16 protein-coding genes are annotated in these 15,283 nt (G+C 55.7%); all 16 read left to right on the top strand.

Features of this window, described 5'->3' with window-relative positions; translation table 11 throughout:
• The first annotated feature begins 56 nt into the window (after window positions 1–56).
• The gene (locus tag ACW5W8_RS14175) at window positions 57–542 is read left to right on the top strand and encodes a phage terminase small subunit P27 family (protein WP_498628388.1); all 486 of its coding nucleotides are present in this window, start codon (window positions 57–59) and stop codon (window positions 540–542) included.
• A gap of 9 nt (window positions 543–551) precedes the next feature.
• Window positions 552–2,273 carry a terminase large subunit gene (locus ACW5W8_RS14170; RefSeq protein ID WP_148612112.1) on the top strand — a complete coding sequence of 574 codons (1,722 nt, stop codon included), beginning with the start codon at window positions 552–554 and terminating at the stop codon, window positions 2,271–2,273.
• On the top strand, window positions 2,267–2,455 hold the full coding sequence (locus tag ACW5W8_RS14165; RefSeq protein ID WP_148612110.1) for a hypothetical protein: 189 nt from the start codon (window positions 2,267–2,269) through the stop codon (window positions 2,453–2,455). The genes ACW5W8_RS14170 and ACW5W8_RS14165 overlap by 7 nt, the downstream gene beginning before the upstream one ends.
• On the top strand, window positions 2,455–3,708 hold the full coding sequence (locus tag ACW5W8_RS14160) for a phage portal protein (RefSeq protein ID WP_498628387.1): 1,254 nt from the start codon (window positions 2,455–2,457) through the stop codon (window positions 3,706–3,708). The genes ACW5W8_RS14165 and ACW5W8_RS14160 overlap by 1 nt, the downstream gene beginning before the upstream one ends.
• On the top strand, window positions 3,696–4,631 hold the full coding sequence (locus ACW5W8_RS14155) for a S49 family peptidase (RefSeq protein ID WP_498628386.1): 936 nt from the start codon (window positions 3,696–3,698) through the stop codon (window positions 4,629–4,631). Before ACW5W8_RS14160 ends, ACW5W8_RS14155 begins: the two co-directional genes overlap by 13 nt.
• A 68-nt stretch (window positions 4,632–4,699) precedes the next feature.
• Window positions 4,700–5,986, top strand: coding sequence for a phage major capsid protein (locus ACW5W8_RS14150; RefSeq protein ID WP_016349669.1), 1,287 nt, complete (start codon window positions 4,700–4,702; stop codon window positions 5,984–5,986).
• A gap of 71 nt (window positions 5,987–6,057) precedes the next feature.
• Window positions 6,058–6,513, top strand: a complete 456-nt coding sequence (locus tag ACW5W8_RS14145) for a hypothetical protein (RefSeq protein ID WP_498628385.1) — start codon at window positions 6,058–6,060, stop codon at window positions 6,511–6,513.
• Window positions 6,514–6,515: 2 nt separating this feature from the next.
• Window positions 6,516–6,827 carry a head-tail connector protein gene (locus ACW5W8_RS14140; protein ID WP_498628384.1) on the top strand — a complete coding sequence of 104 codons (312 nt, stop codon included), beginning with the start codon at window positions 6,516–6,518 and terminating at the stop codon, window positions 6,825–6,827.
• Window positions 6,828–7,099: 272 nt separating this feature from the next.
• The gene (locus ACW5W8_RS14135) at window positions 7,100–7,375 is read left to right on the top strand and encodes a hypothetical protein (protein WP_498628383.1); all 276 of its coding nucleotides are present in this window, start codon (window positions 7,100–7,102) and stop codon (window positions 7,373–7,375) included.
• Window positions 7,375–7,932, top strand: coding sequence for a hypothetical protein (locus ACW5W8_RS14130; RefSeq protein WP_498628382.1), 558 nt, complete (start codon window positions 7,375–7,377; stop codon window positions 7,930–7,932). The genes ACW5W8_RS14135 and ACW5W8_RS14130 overlap by 1 nt, the downstream gene beginning before the upstream one ends.
• The gene (locus tag ACW5W8_RS14125) at window positions 7,929–8,351 is read left to right on the top strand and encodes a hypothetical protein (protein WP_498628381.1); all 423 of its coding nucleotides are present in this window, start codon (window positions 7,929–7,931) and stop codon (window positions 8,349–8,351) included. The genes ACW5W8_RS14130 and ACW5W8_RS14125 overlap by 4 nt, the downstream gene beginning before the upstream one ends.
• A gap of 39 nt (window positions 8,352–8,390) precedes the next feature.
• Window positions 8,391–9,140, top strand: coding sequence for a phage tail tube protein (locus ACW5W8_RS14120; RefSeq protein ID WP_498628380.1), 750 nt, complete (start codon window positions 8,391–8,393; stop codon window positions 9,138–9,140).
• A 151-nt stretch (window positions 9,141–9,291) separates the two neighbouring features.
• Window positions 9,292–9,936, top strand: a complete 645-nt coding sequence (locus tag ACW5W8_RS14115) for a hypothetical protein (RefSeq protein WP_075114667.1) — start codon at window positions 9,292–9,294, stop codon at window positions 9,934–9,936.
• Window positions 9,933–11,153, top strand: a complete 1,221-nt coding sequence (locus ACW5W8_RS14110) for an XRE family transcriptional regulator (protein WP_075114666.1) — start codon at window positions 9,933–9,935, stop codon at window positions 11,151–11,153. The genes ACW5W8_RS14115 and ACW5W8_RS14110 overlap by 4 nt, the downstream gene beginning before the upstream one ends.
• Window positions 11,154–11,225: 72 nt before the next feature.
• Window positions 11,226–14,801, top strand: coding sequence for a tape measure protein (locus ACW5W8_RS14105; protein WP_498628379.1), 3,576 nt, complete (start codon window positions 11,226–11,228; stop codon window positions 14,799–14,801).
• A complete protein-coding gene (locus tag ACW5W8_RS14100; protein WP_148612089.1) occupies window positions 14,801–15,184 on the top strand; it encodes a hypothetical protein in 384 nt (127 codons plus the stop codon). Before ACW5W8_RS14105 ends, ACW5W8_RS14100 begins: the two co-directional genes overlap by 1 nt.
• Window positions 15,185–15,283: the final 99 nt, after the last annotated feature.

Here is a 15,283-nt window from a genome sequence, read left to right as displayed (position 1 = left end):
CTCCGCCTCGTGAAATTTTTATACCCGCGAAATTAAAAATTAAAACCGGAGGGCTCATGACCGGAAAAGCGGGGGTGCCGGGCCGGGGTCGCAAGCCAAAACCAACATCCGCCAAGCGCTTGGCCGGCAACCCAGGTAAGCGAGCTCTCAACCAGAATGAGCCCCAATTCACCCCACTGCTCGGGGTGGTCTGCCCAGTGTGGTTGGCAGCAGATCAATGGGCTCCAACGCTATGGGGCATGATCATCAAAGAGCTGTGCGCGGCCGAAGTACTGTGCATTACCGACCTGCATAACCTGGAGGCCTTCTGCGCTGCTTACTCTCGTTGGCGCAGAGCTGAAATTGAGATCACCCGGCACGGCCTGGTGGTCGAAGGTGCCACCGGTGGCCCGGTTAAAAATCCAGCCTGTACCGTGGCCAACGAATCACTCAAGCAAATGACAACTTATGGGGCCCTGCTCGGGCTGGACCCGTCCAGTCGCTCACGCCTGATTGGCGGCAACCAGAAAAAAGGAGAGAGCAACCCGTTCAACGATTTTTAGGGATGACCGATGGCAGCACGCAAAAGCTATCCCTACGTCAACGTGGCCAATGGCTACGCCCGCGATGTGGTGCGGGGCAAGATCATCGCCTGCCGTTATGTGATCCAGTCCTGTCAGCGCCATCTAGATGATCTGGCAAAAGAGAAGAGTGCTGGGTTTCGCTACCGCTTTGATAAGGACAAAGCCGAGCGGGCTGCTAAATTCATTCAACTGCTGCCCCATACCAAAGGAGAGTGGGCCTCTAAGCGATTGAAACTCTCGCTGGAACCTTGGCAGCTATTCGTTATCTGTGCGGCGTTTGGGTGGGTACGAAAGGGCAGTGGCCTACGACGCTTTCGTGAGGTGTACACCGAGATCCCGCGTAAAAATGGGAAGTCGGCGATCTCTGCTGGCGTGGGATTGTATTGCTTTGCCGCGGATAACGAGTTCGGCGCAGAGGTGTACTCGGGTGCCACGACCGAGAATCAGGCCAAGGCTGTATTCACCCCGGCCCGGTTGATGGCCAAGCGGACACCCGCTTTGCTTGAGCGCTTCGGTATCGAGGTGAATGCATCCAACCTTTGCACCCCAGCAGACGGAGGGCGCTTCGAGCCGTTGATCGGTAATCCTGGTGATGGCCAGTCGCCATCCTGCGCAGTCGTGGATGAGTACCATGAGCACGCCACGGATGATCTCTATATGACAATGCGGACGGGGATGGGCGCACGCCGTCAGCCGCTTATCTGGATCATCACTACAGCGGGCTACAACATCGATGGTCCCTGCTACGACAAGCGGCGGGAAGTGATTGAGATGTTAGCCGGCACGGTGCCGGATGATGAGTTATTCGGGATCATTTACACCATTGATGAGGGGGATGATTGGACTGATCCGGCAATGCTGGTCAAGGCCAACCCCAACTTGGGCGTCTCAATCTATGCCGAGCAATTGCAATCGGCGCAGATCAAAGCCACCCAGCAGGCCAGGCAGGCCAACAAATTCAAGACCAAGCATCTCAACGTCTGGGTTGCCGCCAAGACGGCCTTTTTCAACCTGGAGCGCTGGAATGCTTGCGAGGATAAAACCCTCACCCTCGATCAGTTCGTGGGTGATGAGTGCATCCTTGGCTTCGATCTGGCTCGCAAGCTCGACATGAACTCAATGGCCCGCCTGTTCTGGCGTGACATCGACGGGCGTCGGCACTACTACTCGGTTTCCCCTCAGTTCTGGGTCCCAGAAGATACGGTCTACAACACCGACAATCGACGCTTGGCCGAGCGGTATCAAAAGTGGCTTAACATTGGTGAGCTCAGTACCACCGATGGGGCCGAGATCGACTATCGGGAGATCTTCGAGGAGGCAAAGGCTGCAGCGCAGCGGCATCACGTCATTGAGACGCCACTCGATCCGGCGGGCGCGATTGCTTTGTCTCACTCGCTTGCCGACGAGGGAATGACGCCCATCACCATCACCCAGAACTATCAGAACATGTCTGGCGCCATGAAGGAGCTGGAGGCCGCCATTCAAGCAGGGCGCTTTCACCATGATGGCAATAGCTTGATGACCTGGTGTATTGGCAACGTGGTTGGAAAGAATCTGCCCGGCAACGATGACATGGTGCGCCCGGTCAAAGAGAGCGCGGATCAAAAGATAGACGGCGCGGTCGCGCTGATGATGGCAATCGGCCGGGCCATGGTGCCAGAACGGGATGATGGCCGCTCCATCTACGAAACCTCGGACGTTTTATGCTGACACAACTTTCAATTTTCACCGTGGGCCTGCTGGGTGCTGCGGCCTTGGCCTATGGCGCCAGCCTCTACTCCCCGCCGCTCGGTTGGGTGGTGGGCGGCGTGCTCTGCCTCGTCTGGTCATTGCTGATGAGCCGGGCAGTGGCTGCAGCCGATTTTGCCAAGCGCAACAAAGGGGATAGCTAATGTTCCTGCCAATCATGTTCGGCAGTGCGCGCAAGGGGGGCAACTTCAGTCAGTGGATCAGCAGCATGACAGGCAAGGCCACCAAGTCAGGGGTATTGGTCACACCGGACACCGCCCTGGCGCAAGGGGTGGTCAGAGCCTGTGTCACCTTGCTGGCCGAGTCGGTGGCACAGCTCCCCTGCGAGCTCTACCGTCGCGAAGATGAGTCACGCAAGCGGGCTACCGAACACCCGCTTTACGATATTGTCCATGCCAGTCCAAACCAAAAAGACACGGCGTTCGAGTACAACGAGTTGCGCATGGGGCACCTGGGTCTGCGGGGCAACAGCTACAGCCTGATTGATCGGGATGGCAAGGGGTATATCACTGAACTTATCCCAGTCAATCCGGACAAAATAGCGGTACTGAAAGGGCCCGACGGACTGCCCTACTATCAACTGCTGGATGGTAGTCAGCGGATCTTACCGATGCGGATGGTCCATCACGTCAAGGCGTTTAGCTTGGATGGTTATCTGGGCCTCTCACCTATCCAGACCAATCCGGATACGGTCGGATTGGCAATTGCCGTTGATGAACATGCAGGACGCGTGTTTGCCAATGGCACCACCTTATCTGGGGTGATTGAAAGCCCGAAAGAGGGCGCCAAGTTTGATACGCAGGTCAAACTCGATGCGTTTTTGAACAAGTTTGTTGAGCGTCATTCCGGGATCCGTAATGCCTTCTCGGTTGCGCTGCTGCAGGAAGGCATGCAGTACAAGCAGATGGGGATGAACAACGAACAGGCTCAGCTGCTGGAGTCTCGCAAGCAAGGGGCTATCGAGATCTGCCGCCTTTATAAGATCCCGCCACACATGATCGGCGAGCTGGATCGGGCGACCAATAACAACATCGAGCACCAGGGGCTGCAGTTTGTCATCTATACCCTGCTGCCGTGGGTCAAGCGTATCGAGTCCGCCATGATGCGCGATTTGTTGCTGCCGGCGGAGCGCAAAGATCTCTACATCGAGTTCAATCTAAGTGGCCTGATGCGGGCTGACCAGAAGAGCCGCTACGGGTCATACGCCCTTGGCCGGCAATGGGGTTGGCTCAGCGTCAATGACATTCGCCGGTTAGAGAACCTTCCGCCGATCCCCAACGGCGATATCTACCTGACCCCGCTCAACATGATAGGTGCTGGCAAATTGTCGGATGGCCTCACCAAAGCAAGCGTCGAACAACTCAACGACATCGAGGCCATTCTATGCCAAAGCTGATCAACTACCCGCACCTGGCAAGCCAGGCCTTCGGGGTGCCGCTCTATGTCACCCAGGAGGTGCTGGCTGGCGTTAAGAGCCTGCTAATGCCCCGCATGCTGGGCAGCCAACAAGAGGTTATGGCGGGCGATGACCTGCCAGATGGGTTTGAGCCCAAGCCGCTGGAGGTGCGGGGGGAATCGCGCTACCGCATCGAGGGGCTGGCGGTGATCCCGCTGCATGGCATCCTGGTGGCCCGGCGAGGCCAAATTGACAACACCTGCACCGAGCTCACCAGCTACGAGTGGGCGCGGGCGCAGATTGCTACCGCCTTGGCTGACGAACGGGTCAAGGAGGTAGTGCTCGATATCAACTCCGGTGGCGGCATGGCAGTGGGCTGCAAAGAGCTGGCTGAGTTCATTTATGCCAAGCGCAGCGTCAAGCCCATTACTGCGCTGGTCAACTTCTCCGCCTACTCGGCGGCCTACTTCATCGCCGCGGCCTGCAGCAAGGTGGTGGTGAGCGAAAGCGGCGGCTGTGGTTCGGTCGGGGTCATCATGGAGCACATGGAGGTCAGCAAGTGGGAGGAGCAGGTCGGCCTCCACTTCACCACCTTCTACCGCGGCGATCGCAAAAAAGACGGTACCCCGCACGAAGCGCTTTCGGAGGGGGCGATGGCCGCCATCGACCACCGAATGGATCAAGCCTATGACCTGTTTGTCAGCTCGGTGGCCCGCTATCGCGGTCTGAGCGTTGAGCAGGTAACCGCTACGCAAGCGGCCCTTTATAGCGGGGCAGAGGCAATTGCTAATGGGCTGGCTGACGAGTTGGCCACGCCACAAGATTATCTCAATGGCTTGGCAGCCAGTGTGGCCAAGACGAACAAACCGGCGCCAAGCATCGGCCTACGGGCCCGCACCATCGAATTACAGAACCAGCTCTAGCCCTGCGGCGGAGCCCATCCCAATAAGCCCCATAAGGGGCTTTTTTTATGTCCAAAGGAAACCACTCGATGAAAACTATCGAAACCCTCCGCCGCGAGCGTGGCGACATCATCGCCCAGATCAAAGCATTGGCTGATCTGGAAGCCAGTGGCACCCCGCTAAGTGATGAACAGCTCAAGCAGTTCACCGACCTAGAGCTACAGGCCAATCAGATCAGTGCCGCCATCGCCCGCCAGGAGAGCACCGAGCGCCTGATGGCCGCGCAAGCGGTACCGATCAATGCCCATGGTTCCCAAGCCCCCCCGGCCATTCACGTCAAAGCGGAGCTCCAGCAGTACCCTGGTGCGGGTTTCGCCCGTTTGGCAATGGCAGTCGCGGCTGGCAAAGGAGACCTGCAACTGGCCGAACAGTTTGCAGCCAAAGAGATTGGTGATAGCCAAGTGGCCATGGCCATCAGTACTGCCAGCGGATCCGGTGGTGCCCTGATCCCCGAGAACCTCCACTCCGAAGTGATCGAGTTGCTGCGCCCCCGCACTGTGGTGCGCAAGCTCGGTGCCCGGGTTGTGCCATTGCCTAACGGTAACCTCAGCATGCCGCGCATGTCTGGCGGCGCTCAGTCCAGCTATGTGGGGGAGGGGATCGATGCCCGCGCCACAGCCAGCCAATTCGGCGATGTGAAACTCTCTGCCAAGACCATGATCACCCTGGTGCCCATCAGCAACCAGTTGATCGGTCGCGCTGGCTTCAACGTCGAGCAACTGGTGCTGAGTGATTGCATCGCGGCCATGTCTGTGCGGGAGGATAAAGCCTTCTTGCGTGACGATGGCACCAACAATACCCCGACCGGCTTCAAGTCTGTCGCTACGGCAGCGGCTCGTTTCAAAGAGTGGTCTGGTGAGGAGAACCTCACCACCATTGATGGCTACCTCGATGCGCTGATCCTGATGTTGATGGGGTCTGATTCCTTGATGATCAAGCCGGGTTGGGCGCTTAGCCCTCGCACCTGGATGAAGCTGTTCGGTTTGCGCGACGGTAACGGCAACAAGGTGTATCCGGAGATGGCCAGCGGGCTGCTCAAGGGTTACCCGATTGCTCATACCAACACCATTCCGGTCAATCTCGGTACCGCCACCAACGAGTCGGAGATCTACTTTGCCGATTTCAATGACGTGGTGATCGGTGAGCAGGACAACATGACCGTGGACTTCTCCACCGAGGCGGCTTACGTGGATAGCAACGGTGACATGGTCAGCGCGTTTTCTCGCAACCAGTCCCTGATCCGCCTGGTCGGCAACCATGATGTGGGCTTCCGCCACCCCGAGGGCTTGGCACTGGGGACCAAGGTGACCTGGTAACAAGAGCCGAGTAGTACAGGGCGACCCATGGGTCGCCCTGTTTCATCCACCCAGAGTGACGAGGAGCCATCATGGCCAAACTGAACAAAGAGGGGGCTGCCAGTCAGGCAGGCCACGGCGGACCGGCTGCCGATGCGGATACCATGCTGCCACAAACCAACGAACAACCGAGCGAGAACACCACTCATGCAACTGACGCCCCCCCATCCACTGCAGCTCCCGATACAAGGGCAACCTCTGAACCCGACCCAGACGCAAACCAAGATCCTGCCGATAAGTCGGGTGATACCGCAGCAGCCGGTGATGAACCACCGCCGCTGACGGAGATCAATCCAGCTGCCGAGATGACTGATGGTATCGGTCCTGACGCCAGTGAAGAGCCTGCCGCGTCAGTTGCCGACGACAAGGTATTGGTGCGTTTCACTGGCCCGTGGAAAAACTACAGCCGGGGTGATGTGACCCGCCTTGCGGTAGATGAGGTATTGCGGGTCATTGATAAAGGGTTGGCCGAGTTGGGTGAGGAGTAACCATGTTGCTGATCACCGTGGCAGAGGCCAAGGCGCAATGCCGTATCGAGCCGGAGTTGGTCGAGGAAGATGCGTTGCTGACCGGTTTGATTGAAGCGGCGATCAGTCACATTCAGTCCGATATCAACAAACCGTTGGTAGCAGCTGGGGAGGAGGGGCAAGTCCTCACACCAGCGCTGCGTTTAGCCGCCTTGCTGCTTATCGGTCACTGGTACACCAATCGGGAGGCGGTCGTCACTGGCACCATCGCCACGACCTTACCGCTGGCGTATGAGTCATTGATCCATCCCTATCGTGAAATCGTGATTGGCTAGGGGGAAGCATGGTTAAAAGTGGCGAACTAAATACCCGGCTGATGCGCTTTGGAGCAGCTACTGGATCGCCCCCCGTATGGCCATCACTGGGGAAACTATGGGCAAAGGTCATTGACCCCAAAGCGGCAGGGCGCGAGGCGCAAGCCAGTATCTATGCCACCGGTACCACCTTGATCACGGTGCGATCGTGCCCTGACCTGTTGCCGGGACAGCTGCTCAAAGGAAGTCACTGTTGGTATCTGATTGAAGATATGGCCCGTGAGCCAGGGGCAGTGCAGATCTCAGTCCGAAAACTCTCCGGCGAACCGGCCACCTACATCCCGAAACATGGGGGGGCCTATCCGGTCACCGCCTTTATGGCGGCAGAGAACCTGATGGTGGGGGCGCGCAGTGAGCCTCGTCGTCAGATTGACCTTATCCTGCCGGAGCTGGTCTATCCCTTTGCCCGGCAAGGGGACCAGATTGCCCAGCGTGGCAGGCAATACCGCATCGACGGGGTAGTTGAGGGCAGTGACAACGGCACCACGCTGCGAGTGATGGTGGTCTGATGCCGGGGGGACTGAGCCGTAAGCGCAGGGCCAAGGCGATCAACGTCACTGGCCTGAGCGAGAGCAAAGAGGCTTTTGAGGAGCTACCTGCCAAGATCCGCAAGCAGTTGGTGGCGGTGGTCAATGAGGTAGCCCGCGATACTCGCAATGACATGGTGAGCCGGATCGCGGCCGACGGTTTCAATACTGCATCGGTCAGGGCCCGGATCAAGTTCGACAAGGCCACGGTGACCCATGACGTGGCCACCCTCAGCCTGGACTTGAAAAAGGTGCCGTTCAGTCGGGTTAAATTCGCCAGTCAGCGCACAGATGGCACAGGAACGCGAGCCAGCGTCTGGGTGCTACGCGGTGGCAAGCGCGTGCAGGTCTACGGCTTTATCAACCCCTATGGCAAGAAGCGCCGCCCGATGATCCGCTATCAGAAGGCGGGCAAACAGCGGTTGGTGATGGCTGGCGGGGTGGGGCTGCGGGGCTGGTGGAATGACATCATCACCGAGCAATACCTGGCCGCGCTACAAGCCAAGCTGGCCAGTACCTTTACCAGGGCGATGACATGAAAGAAGCGACCCTCATCAGTGATGCATTGTTGGAAAAGCTGGCCAGCGTGACCTCGTTATCTGGGGAAGCGCAGATATGCGACAGCGATCCGCAGATTGACCAGCATACCCCGTTACCGCTGGCACATTTTCGCGAGTTGAGCGAAGGAAAGCCGGAACGGCGTGGACGGGAGTGGAAGCGCACCCGAAATATTCAGGTGGACCTCTATCAACCCGCGAGCGCAGGCCGTGCGGGTCGTGACCAACTGTTATCGGAGGTGCTGGCGGCATTGGTGCCATCGACGGCAGGGATCCCGTTACCCGGTACCTCGTTGCTTACCATTTCCGTGGGCAACATTAACCTCGAACCCGAAGAGGTCGGTAGTGACACATTGTTGACCTCGATCCAATTCAGCCTCACCTATACCGCCAGCCTCTAGGTTGGCACCACCATCTGGATACCATAGGAGCATCCAAGCATGTCATTTATCGACAAAGGCCTGCTGTTGGCTGGTGATGTCTACATCGCCGAGATTAATAACGGAGTGAAAGGGCCGCTGATTGGTCCCATCAACGTCAACGAAATCACCGTCACCCCGCCTACCACGGAAGAGAAGTCGCGCATCTCCAAGAAGCGCAGCACCTTCGGCCAGGCACTGGATTCTGTTCAGTTGCCAAAAGACCCGGCCAAGCTCTCCATCAAGTGGGACTCAATGAGCAAGCAATTGCTGGCTGATGCTATTGCAGGCAAACAGGTCGCCTTCAACCAGGCGGAAGCGCCAGTTGTGGATGAGTTGGCGACGCTCAGCAAGGACGGGTGGGTTGAGCTGGTTACCTCATTCATCAAGCCAGGCAGCATCACGGTCAAACTTAGTGCCGGCAATACAGTGCTAGTGCTGGATACCGATTACAAGGTCAACGGCAACATGGTGATGGCCATCAGCGACCAGGCTGCAGTTGCTTGCAAGGTGAGCTATACCAAGGCCGCGGTGTCTGGCACTACCTACACCGGTACCACTGAGACACTGAAGCCTCGTTACTTCCTGATCGACGGTGAGAACCTGGCAAGTCCCGGCCAACGGGTGCGCGTTACCATCGACCAGGCTATGCTGGCTGCCCAGGGCACACTGGCGCTGATGAGTGGCGAGTTTATGGAAGGGGAACTGGAAGGCTCTCTCGTGACGCAACCTGGTAAAACCGAGCCGTATCGCATGGAAATCCTCAACTGAATCGTTTAGGTGTTTGGCATGCCGTAGGCTCAGTCAAACATCAAGATCGTAGAGCCCTCATCCGTAAACTGCATCAAGAAACATAGACACGCGAAACTTTTTTGATGTAAAATCTCGCTTAACGAAACCTGCTCAAAGGGATGTGCCATCAATGCAAAAGTCAGAAATTGCGGATCTGTTGCTGAAGAGCTTACCTAGAGATCTTGTGCTTGGTCTTCAAGATGCAGTCTATATTGCTGCAGAAAGAGCATCTAAAGCGGCAATGGCAAGTGATCCTGGTCATCGAGCGACAGTGTTGGGAACGCAACGGCATTGGCATTCCAATGAGCTTTTTCACGAGGTTTTTGAAGCCAATGGATGTAATCCTCAAAAGTTAAGAGGCAATAAAATTGTCGAAGGACGTAGTGGAATTTTCACCATTCTTCGAGAAAATTATTGCTCTAACAAATGGAATAAATTTTTTAAAAGCCAACAAAAGAAAATTAGAATTTCTGAAAACAAACGAATCCAGCAGTTAGTTCAACCAGATCTTTTTGATGAAGATGGCAGTGTTACAAATGCAACAGTATTTATACTGTGCTGCTATTCAGGTTCTTTACAGCAGCAACCTGAAAGTCCTGTAGCAATATATGTGACAGTACCTAGTGCTGATGGAAAATCATTCCTGTTTCACGAACCTATAGGTTTATTTTTATCAAGATATGAAGTGGCTCCTCAGCAAGAGGATAAAGCAGTTGTTACACTGAAAGCCGGTGTTATCAAAAAAATTGAAGAAAACGATAGGGATGGCTCATGAGCCGCGGTATAAATAATTTCCAAACTGGGCGATTAGCTCAAATTTTAGCAGCTCGTAGATTATCACAAGCTCAACTGGCTATGATGGTTGGAGTTTCTCCTCCCACGATTAGTAAATGGAATTCTGGTCTACAAGCTCCAAGTGCTGAAGCATTAGATAGATTAGCATCAGTGGTTAATGTTTCTGCTGAGTGGTTTACAAGACCATTATTACCAAAGATGTCTAAGCCATTATTTCGTAGTAATGCTTCTGCTCATGTTGCAGCAAGAGCTATGCTTGCTGCGCGTATGGAATGGGTTGATGAAATTGTTACTAGGCTGTCAGAGTTTGTCGATTTTCCTGAACTAAAGTTACCAGTGCGTAACTTTAAATCTCTAGATGAGATTAGCCGTGAGGATATTGAAAGCGCGGCAAATGAGTGTAGAAAACTTTGGGGGTTAGGTAATAGAGCAATACCCGATTTAGCCCTTGCTGCAGAAGGGAATGGTATCGTTCTGGTGAGAGAAGAAACCGGAACCGCTGAAATCGAAGGGTTGTCCGGATGGAGCTCTGTCTTACCAGATAGACCATTTATTCTTTTGTCTGCTGATAAAGGAAATGGCTTTAGGAGTCGATTTGATCTTGCACATGAGATTGGACATCTCATTTTGCATAAAGGTATGGAACCGTCTCTGGATGCTGTTAAATATAAGCAAAAAGAAGATCAGGCACACTTGTTTGCTGGAGCATTTTTAATGCCGGCAGAGTTTTTTGCTGAAGAGATTAGAACTCCCGTCACTCTTGATAGCCTGTTACTAGTGAAACAAAGGTACGGTGTTTCGGTTGCTGCCATAATCATGCGGCTTTATGCATTAGGCATTATTGGTGATGATGAGAAGCAACTTTTGTATAAACGCCGCTCAGCTAGATGGGGAGTTAAAGCAGAGCCTGGTGATGACACCAGAAAACCAGAGCAACCGAGATTGTTGAAAAGAACTTTAGAGTTGCTTATATCACATGGTGTGATGACTATGGATGGTGTTTCGGGGTTTATAGGTTTGTCTACTGTAGATATTGAAATGTTATCTGGTTTGCCTACTGGGTATTTATCTGGACAATCTGCCGATGTGGTCCAAATGTCTCGACTTAAAGATATGAGAGAGCAGCAAGAGCCGCAGGAACACAGTCCTGATTCATTTAAAACAGGTGATGTGATTTCATTCTCAAGATCAAAATGACATATTTAACTTATTTTTGAGTTCTACATGAAAACCCGCTTCGGCGGGTTTTTTCATTTCTGAGGGATCCCCATGGCCAGCAACGATACCGATATCCAGCTGCGGATCCGCGCCGCCGTGGAAGGGCTGGCCGAGATCAGCAAACTCATTGCAGAGGTCGATACCCTTGGCGGTGAGACCGAATCCAGCAGCGAGCAGGTAAGTGGCCTTGGCGATGAGCTGCAGCGACTTGGTGAACAGGGTGCAACCCTTACCCAGTTTGCCAACCTCAAGCGCAGTACCGCTGATTTGGGTGATGGGCTGGAACAAGCCCGTACCCGCGCCACTGGCATGGGTAAGGCGTTGGCTGATGCCAAGCAAGAGCTGACATCATCCAATACGGCTTATAGCGCCAGCCGGCAGGAGACCGAACGGCTGGCCGCTGCACATGCTGAAGCCAAGGCAAAGGTTGATCTGCTGCGCCAAGCAAACAGCGAAGCCACCACTGTCACCAAGGAGCAGCGCCAGGCACTTAAGGATGCCCGTGAGCAGGTGCGCTTGCTTGGCGATCAGTACAAAGAGAGCTCAGGTCAAACCAATGAGCTCAAGCGTGGGTTGGAATCCAGTGAGAAGGCGCTGCGCCAGCAGACTCGTGAGTTCAGTTCGGCCCGCCGTGAAGTGCAATCCCTGGATACTCAGTATCAGCGTCAGAACGTGACCCTCAACGGGCTGCGCCGTTCGCTGACCGATGCCGGGATCGACACTCGCAAGCTGGCCAGTGAGCAGAAACGGGTTGAGGCCGCCAGCCAGCAGGCGGCCAGCCAGATCGCCTATCTGAAAAACCAGCTGAGCGGACAGGCTGGCGCCTTGCGAGCCAATGCCAGCGGCTTGAGCGAATACAGCCAGAAGGCCAAACAGGCTGAACAGAGCACCGAAAGCCTGCGCCAGAGCGTACAAAATGGCGGTGGAAGCTGGCGTGATTTCATCGGGCGGATCACCGGCGCGGCTGCGGCCTACCTCAGTTTTGATCAGCTGATTGCCCGCACCACTGGCATGGTGCGCACCGCGGATGAGATCGAACGCCTTGGCGTATCACTCAAGAGTGTCGAGGGCAGCGCTGCCGGTGGCGAAAAGGCGTTGGCCTGGCTGCGTGAGTTCAATGAAAAGACACCGTTCCAGCTTAATGAAATCACCACCGCCTTTATCAAGGCCAAGAATTTCGGTCTGGACCCCTATAACGGAGTGTTGCAAGCCACCGCTGACTACACCGCTAAAACGGCAGGCACTTATCAGGATTTGGAAGGGGTCATCACCGCACTCGGCCAGGCGTATACCAAGGGTAAGCTGCAAGCCGAAGAGATGAACCAGCTCAACGAGCGCTCTGTTCCTGCTGCCCAGTTACTGGCAAAGGCCATGGGCAAGACCACCGACGAAATTATTGCGATGGCCACGGCAGGCAAGCTGGGCCGCGCCGAAATCGAGCTGCTGATCAAGGCGATGGGGGAGGATGCGGCAGGGGCTTCTGAGGCCATGTCCAACACCTTCAGCGGGATCTGGTCCAACTTTGTTGAAGAGTTGAACCGGGTTGAGCTGGCCGTTGCTGATGCGGGGATCTTCAACTACATCAAGGATGAGTTGAGAAGTGTCACGGCGCAGATCAAGGCTGCCGCCGCCGATGGCTCACTGGCTGCGTGGGCGCGGGAGATGTCAGATAGCCTCAAGGTTGCAGTGGTTGGACTGCGGGAGTTCGTTGAGGGACTGGTGGAGTGGCGCGGGGCCATTGCACTAGCCGTCAAGGCGTGGGCCACCATGAAGGTGGTGCAGTGGAGCACTGACCTGCTCAAGTTTGCTGATGTGCTCAAAACCCGGGTGGCCCCCGATGCTCGCCAAGCCGGCGACGCCATGGAAGATATGGCGAAAAAGGGCAACAAAGTGGGCGGGGTGCTGGGGGATATTAGCCTCGGTAGCAGTGCTGCCTATGCCGCACTGGCCCTATTGGCCTATGAAGGTGGCAAGGGGCTGGCCCAACTGGCTCAAGATGCCGGGATCTGGGCCGCCAAGATGGGTGAGGCGGGCGAGGTAGAGCAGCGGGTGGCCGAGCAGTCTCGAGCTTTCTTCAACCAGCTGCAGCGCCAGGGGATGACTACCATGGCGCAGTTTGAGGAGTTCAAGAACATCCAGATCCTCAGTGCCCAGGAGGTGGTCAATCTCTCAGCCATCGAGCGGACAGCCTATGAACAGCGCCTGCAGGGGCACCGCGAATACCTGACAGGGCAACTGCAGGTGCAAAAGGCGCTGGAAGCATCTGGCCTCAAAGCTGAAGCGATGCAATATCAGGCCGATGCAGCGTTGGCCAGTATGCGGCAGGGCTTTACCAATCTGGCGGCAGCGGCGGATCTGACCGCGCAGGTGATGGATGCCAAGAGCCGCCCTGCCGTACTTAACCTGATCAGCAGTTTTGACCAGCTCAAAGCCAAGGGCTCGGAGACGGCCACTAGTATCACCACGCTGTTCAGTACGTTGAAGATCGGCGACCCGACCTCACTGCAAAATCTCGGACTGGCATTCGACTCACTGAAGGAGCAGGGCAAGCTTACCCAGACCGAGCTTGATGCCGGCCTGCGCAAAAGCTTGCAGGATATGAGCCTGCAGGATCTTGAGGTGCTGAAGGTGCAGGCTATGGCGGCTTTCGACACCATGAAAAATGGGGCTGTCAGTACCGCTCAAGTGACCGAGTCAGTATTGGCGGAGAAGCTGCGGCGCCTGGGTCTTGATTATCAGGCGTTGCAAACCGGCATCGATGCAGTTGGCCGTGCCACTATCGACACCTTCCGCGCCATCGCCACCGATGTTTCCGCTACGTCGTTAGAGATTGCGGCCGCGATGAAGGCTGCAGTGAACAAGGCTGATACTGCGCAGGAGCTCGAGGAGCTGCGGAAAATCTGGGTGCAGTTGGGCCAGGCAGGGAAACTATCGGCACAGGAGCAGGCGCGGGGGTTGGGTTTCCTTGATGACAAGATCAAGGATACCAAGCGCAAAGCAGCCGAGATAGGCGATGGTTTCAACACCGCCGCCGACAAGTCCAAAGTAGCTGCTGACACCATGAAGGAAAGCCTAAAGGGGGTGCAGCAGGAGGCACAGAAGACCAAGAGTGACGTTGAAGATACCATGGCGAGTGTCAACGCCATGAACTCTTCATCTGGCCGTGGGGAGGTAACCCGCACCGTCAATGCCGGCTCCTTCTTCTACAAGACAGTAGATATCAACCAGCTGCGCGGCAATGCCGATGCTCTGGCTAATACCTTGGCTGGTGTCGAGGATGAACTCGCCCGTTACAGCCAGAAGGTCAAAGATATTCCGGCCTACAGCGAGTGGAGCAAGTATTACGGCGAGAAGTTCCAAAAGGAGATGAAAGCTTTGCGGATACAGCTCCAGAAAGAGCTGAGTAAAGCGCAGCAGAAGGAAGTGGATAAATCTCAGACCACCTCCCAACAGACCAACGCTTCTCCCCTTAAAGCCCAAATACAACATGACCAACGTCGCCCTGTGAGCGGCAAGACGGTCACTATTCACCTTAAAACCCCCAGCGGTGATGCACAAGTCCAGTCCGATGAAGAGAATCTGGATGCGCTGCTGCGCCTGTTGCAACAGCAAGGATTGAGAAGCTGATGATTAAATTGGCCGGTATTGAATTGCCTGATGATCTGGATTGGGGTGATGAGTTTGAGTGGGAGCCTATCGGACAGGTGATCACGCCAACGTTATCGGGCGCAATCATTGTTGAAGAGGCGGCCCAGTCTGAGGGGCGGCCGATCACGCTGCGATCCGATGGCGAGGCTTGGGTGCAGCGCTCGGCAGTGGTCGCGCTTTATGCCTTAGCGTCAGCCCCATCGGCACGGATGCCACTTGAGCTAAATGGGCGCCACTTCACGGTGTTGTGGCGCCGTGAAAGTGGCGGTGGCTTTGAGGCTAAGCAGCTGTATCGGATTGCTGATCCTGACGAGTACACCCCTTATGAAATCACCCTTCGCCTTATCGAGGTAACCCCATGACCATTCTATCTGGCGATATCGTGCTGTTGGCCAGCCAGCGCCTGGTTGATACCGATGACGGCGGTGGTCGCATCACTGGCCGCGAGATCATCAGCGGCA

Source organism: Aeromonas aquatilis (assembly GCF_054052405.1).
Note: the sequence above shows the minus strand (reverse complement) of the source record. Positions and strands in the feature narration are given on the sequence as shown.

What these genes read in the sequence shown, in the direction of transcription:
- ACW5W8_RS14140 (WP_498628384.1), top strand. Translation starts at nt 6,516, where the DNA reads ATGTTGCTGATCACCGTGGCAGAGGCCAAGGCGCAATGCCGTATCGAG.
- ACW5W8_RS14105 (WP_498628379.1), top strand. Translation starts at nt 11,226, where the DNA reads ATGGCCAGCAACGATACCGATATCCAGCTGCGGATCCGCGCCGCCGTG.
- ACW5W8_RS14155 (WP_498628386.1), top strand. Translation starts at nt 3,696, where the DNA reads ATGCCAAAGCTGATCAACTACCCGCACCTGGCAAGCCAGGCCTTCGGG.
- ACW5W8_RS14150 (WP_016349669.1), top strand. Translation starts at nt 4,700, where the DNA reads ATGAAAACTATCGAAACCCTCCGCCGCGAGCGTGGCGACATCATCGCC.
- ACW5W8_RS14145 (WP_498628385.1), top strand. Translation starts at nt 6,058, where the DNA reads ATGGCCAAACTGAACAAAGAGGGGGCTGCCAGTCAGGCAGGCCACGGC.
- ACW5W8_RS14165 (WP_148612110.1), top strand. Translation starts at nt 2,267, where the DNA reads ATGCTGACACAACTTTCAATTTTCACCGTGGGCCTGCTGGGTGCTGCG.
- ACW5W8_RS14175 (WP_498628388.1), top strand. Translation starts at nt 57, where the DNA reads ATGACCGGAAAAGCGGGGGTGCCGGGCCGGGGTCGCAAGCCAAAACCA.
- ACW5W8_RS14110 (WP_075114666.1), top strand. Translation starts at nt 9,933, where the DNA reads ATGAGCCGCGGTATAAATAATTTCCAAACTGGGCGATTAGCTCAAATT.
- ACW5W8_RS14160 (WP_498628387.1), top strand. Translation starts at nt 2,455, where the DNA reads ATGTTCCTGCCAATCATGTTCGGCAGTGCGCGCAAGGGGGGCAACTTC.
- ACW5W8_RS14125 (WP_498628381.1), top strand. Translation starts at nt 7,929, where the DNA reads ATGAAAGAAGCGACCCTCATCAGTGATGCATTGTTGGAAAAGCTGGCC.
- ACW5W8_RS14170 (WP_148612112.1), top strand. Translation starts at nt 552, where the DNA reads ATGGCAGCACGCAAAAGCTATCCCTACGTCAACGTGGCCAATGGCTAC.
- ACW5W8_RS14100 (WP_148612089.1), top strand. Translation starts at nt 14,801, where the DNA reads ATGATTAAATTGGCCGGTATTGAATTGCCTGATGATCTGGATTGGGGT.
- ACW5W8_RS14130 (WP_498628382.1), top strand. Translation starts at nt 7,375, where the DNA reads ATGCCGGGGGGACTGAGCCGTAAGCGCAGGGCCAAGGCGATCAACGTC.
- ACW5W8_RS14120 (WP_498628380.1), top strand. Translation starts at nt 8,391, where the DNA reads ATGTCATTTATCGACAAAGGCCTGCTGTTGGCTGGTGATGTCTACATC.
- ACW5W8_RS14115 (WP_075114667.1), top strand. Translation starts at nt 9,292, where the DNA reads ATGCAAAAGTCAGAAATTGCGGATCTGTTGCTGAAGAGCTTACCTAGA.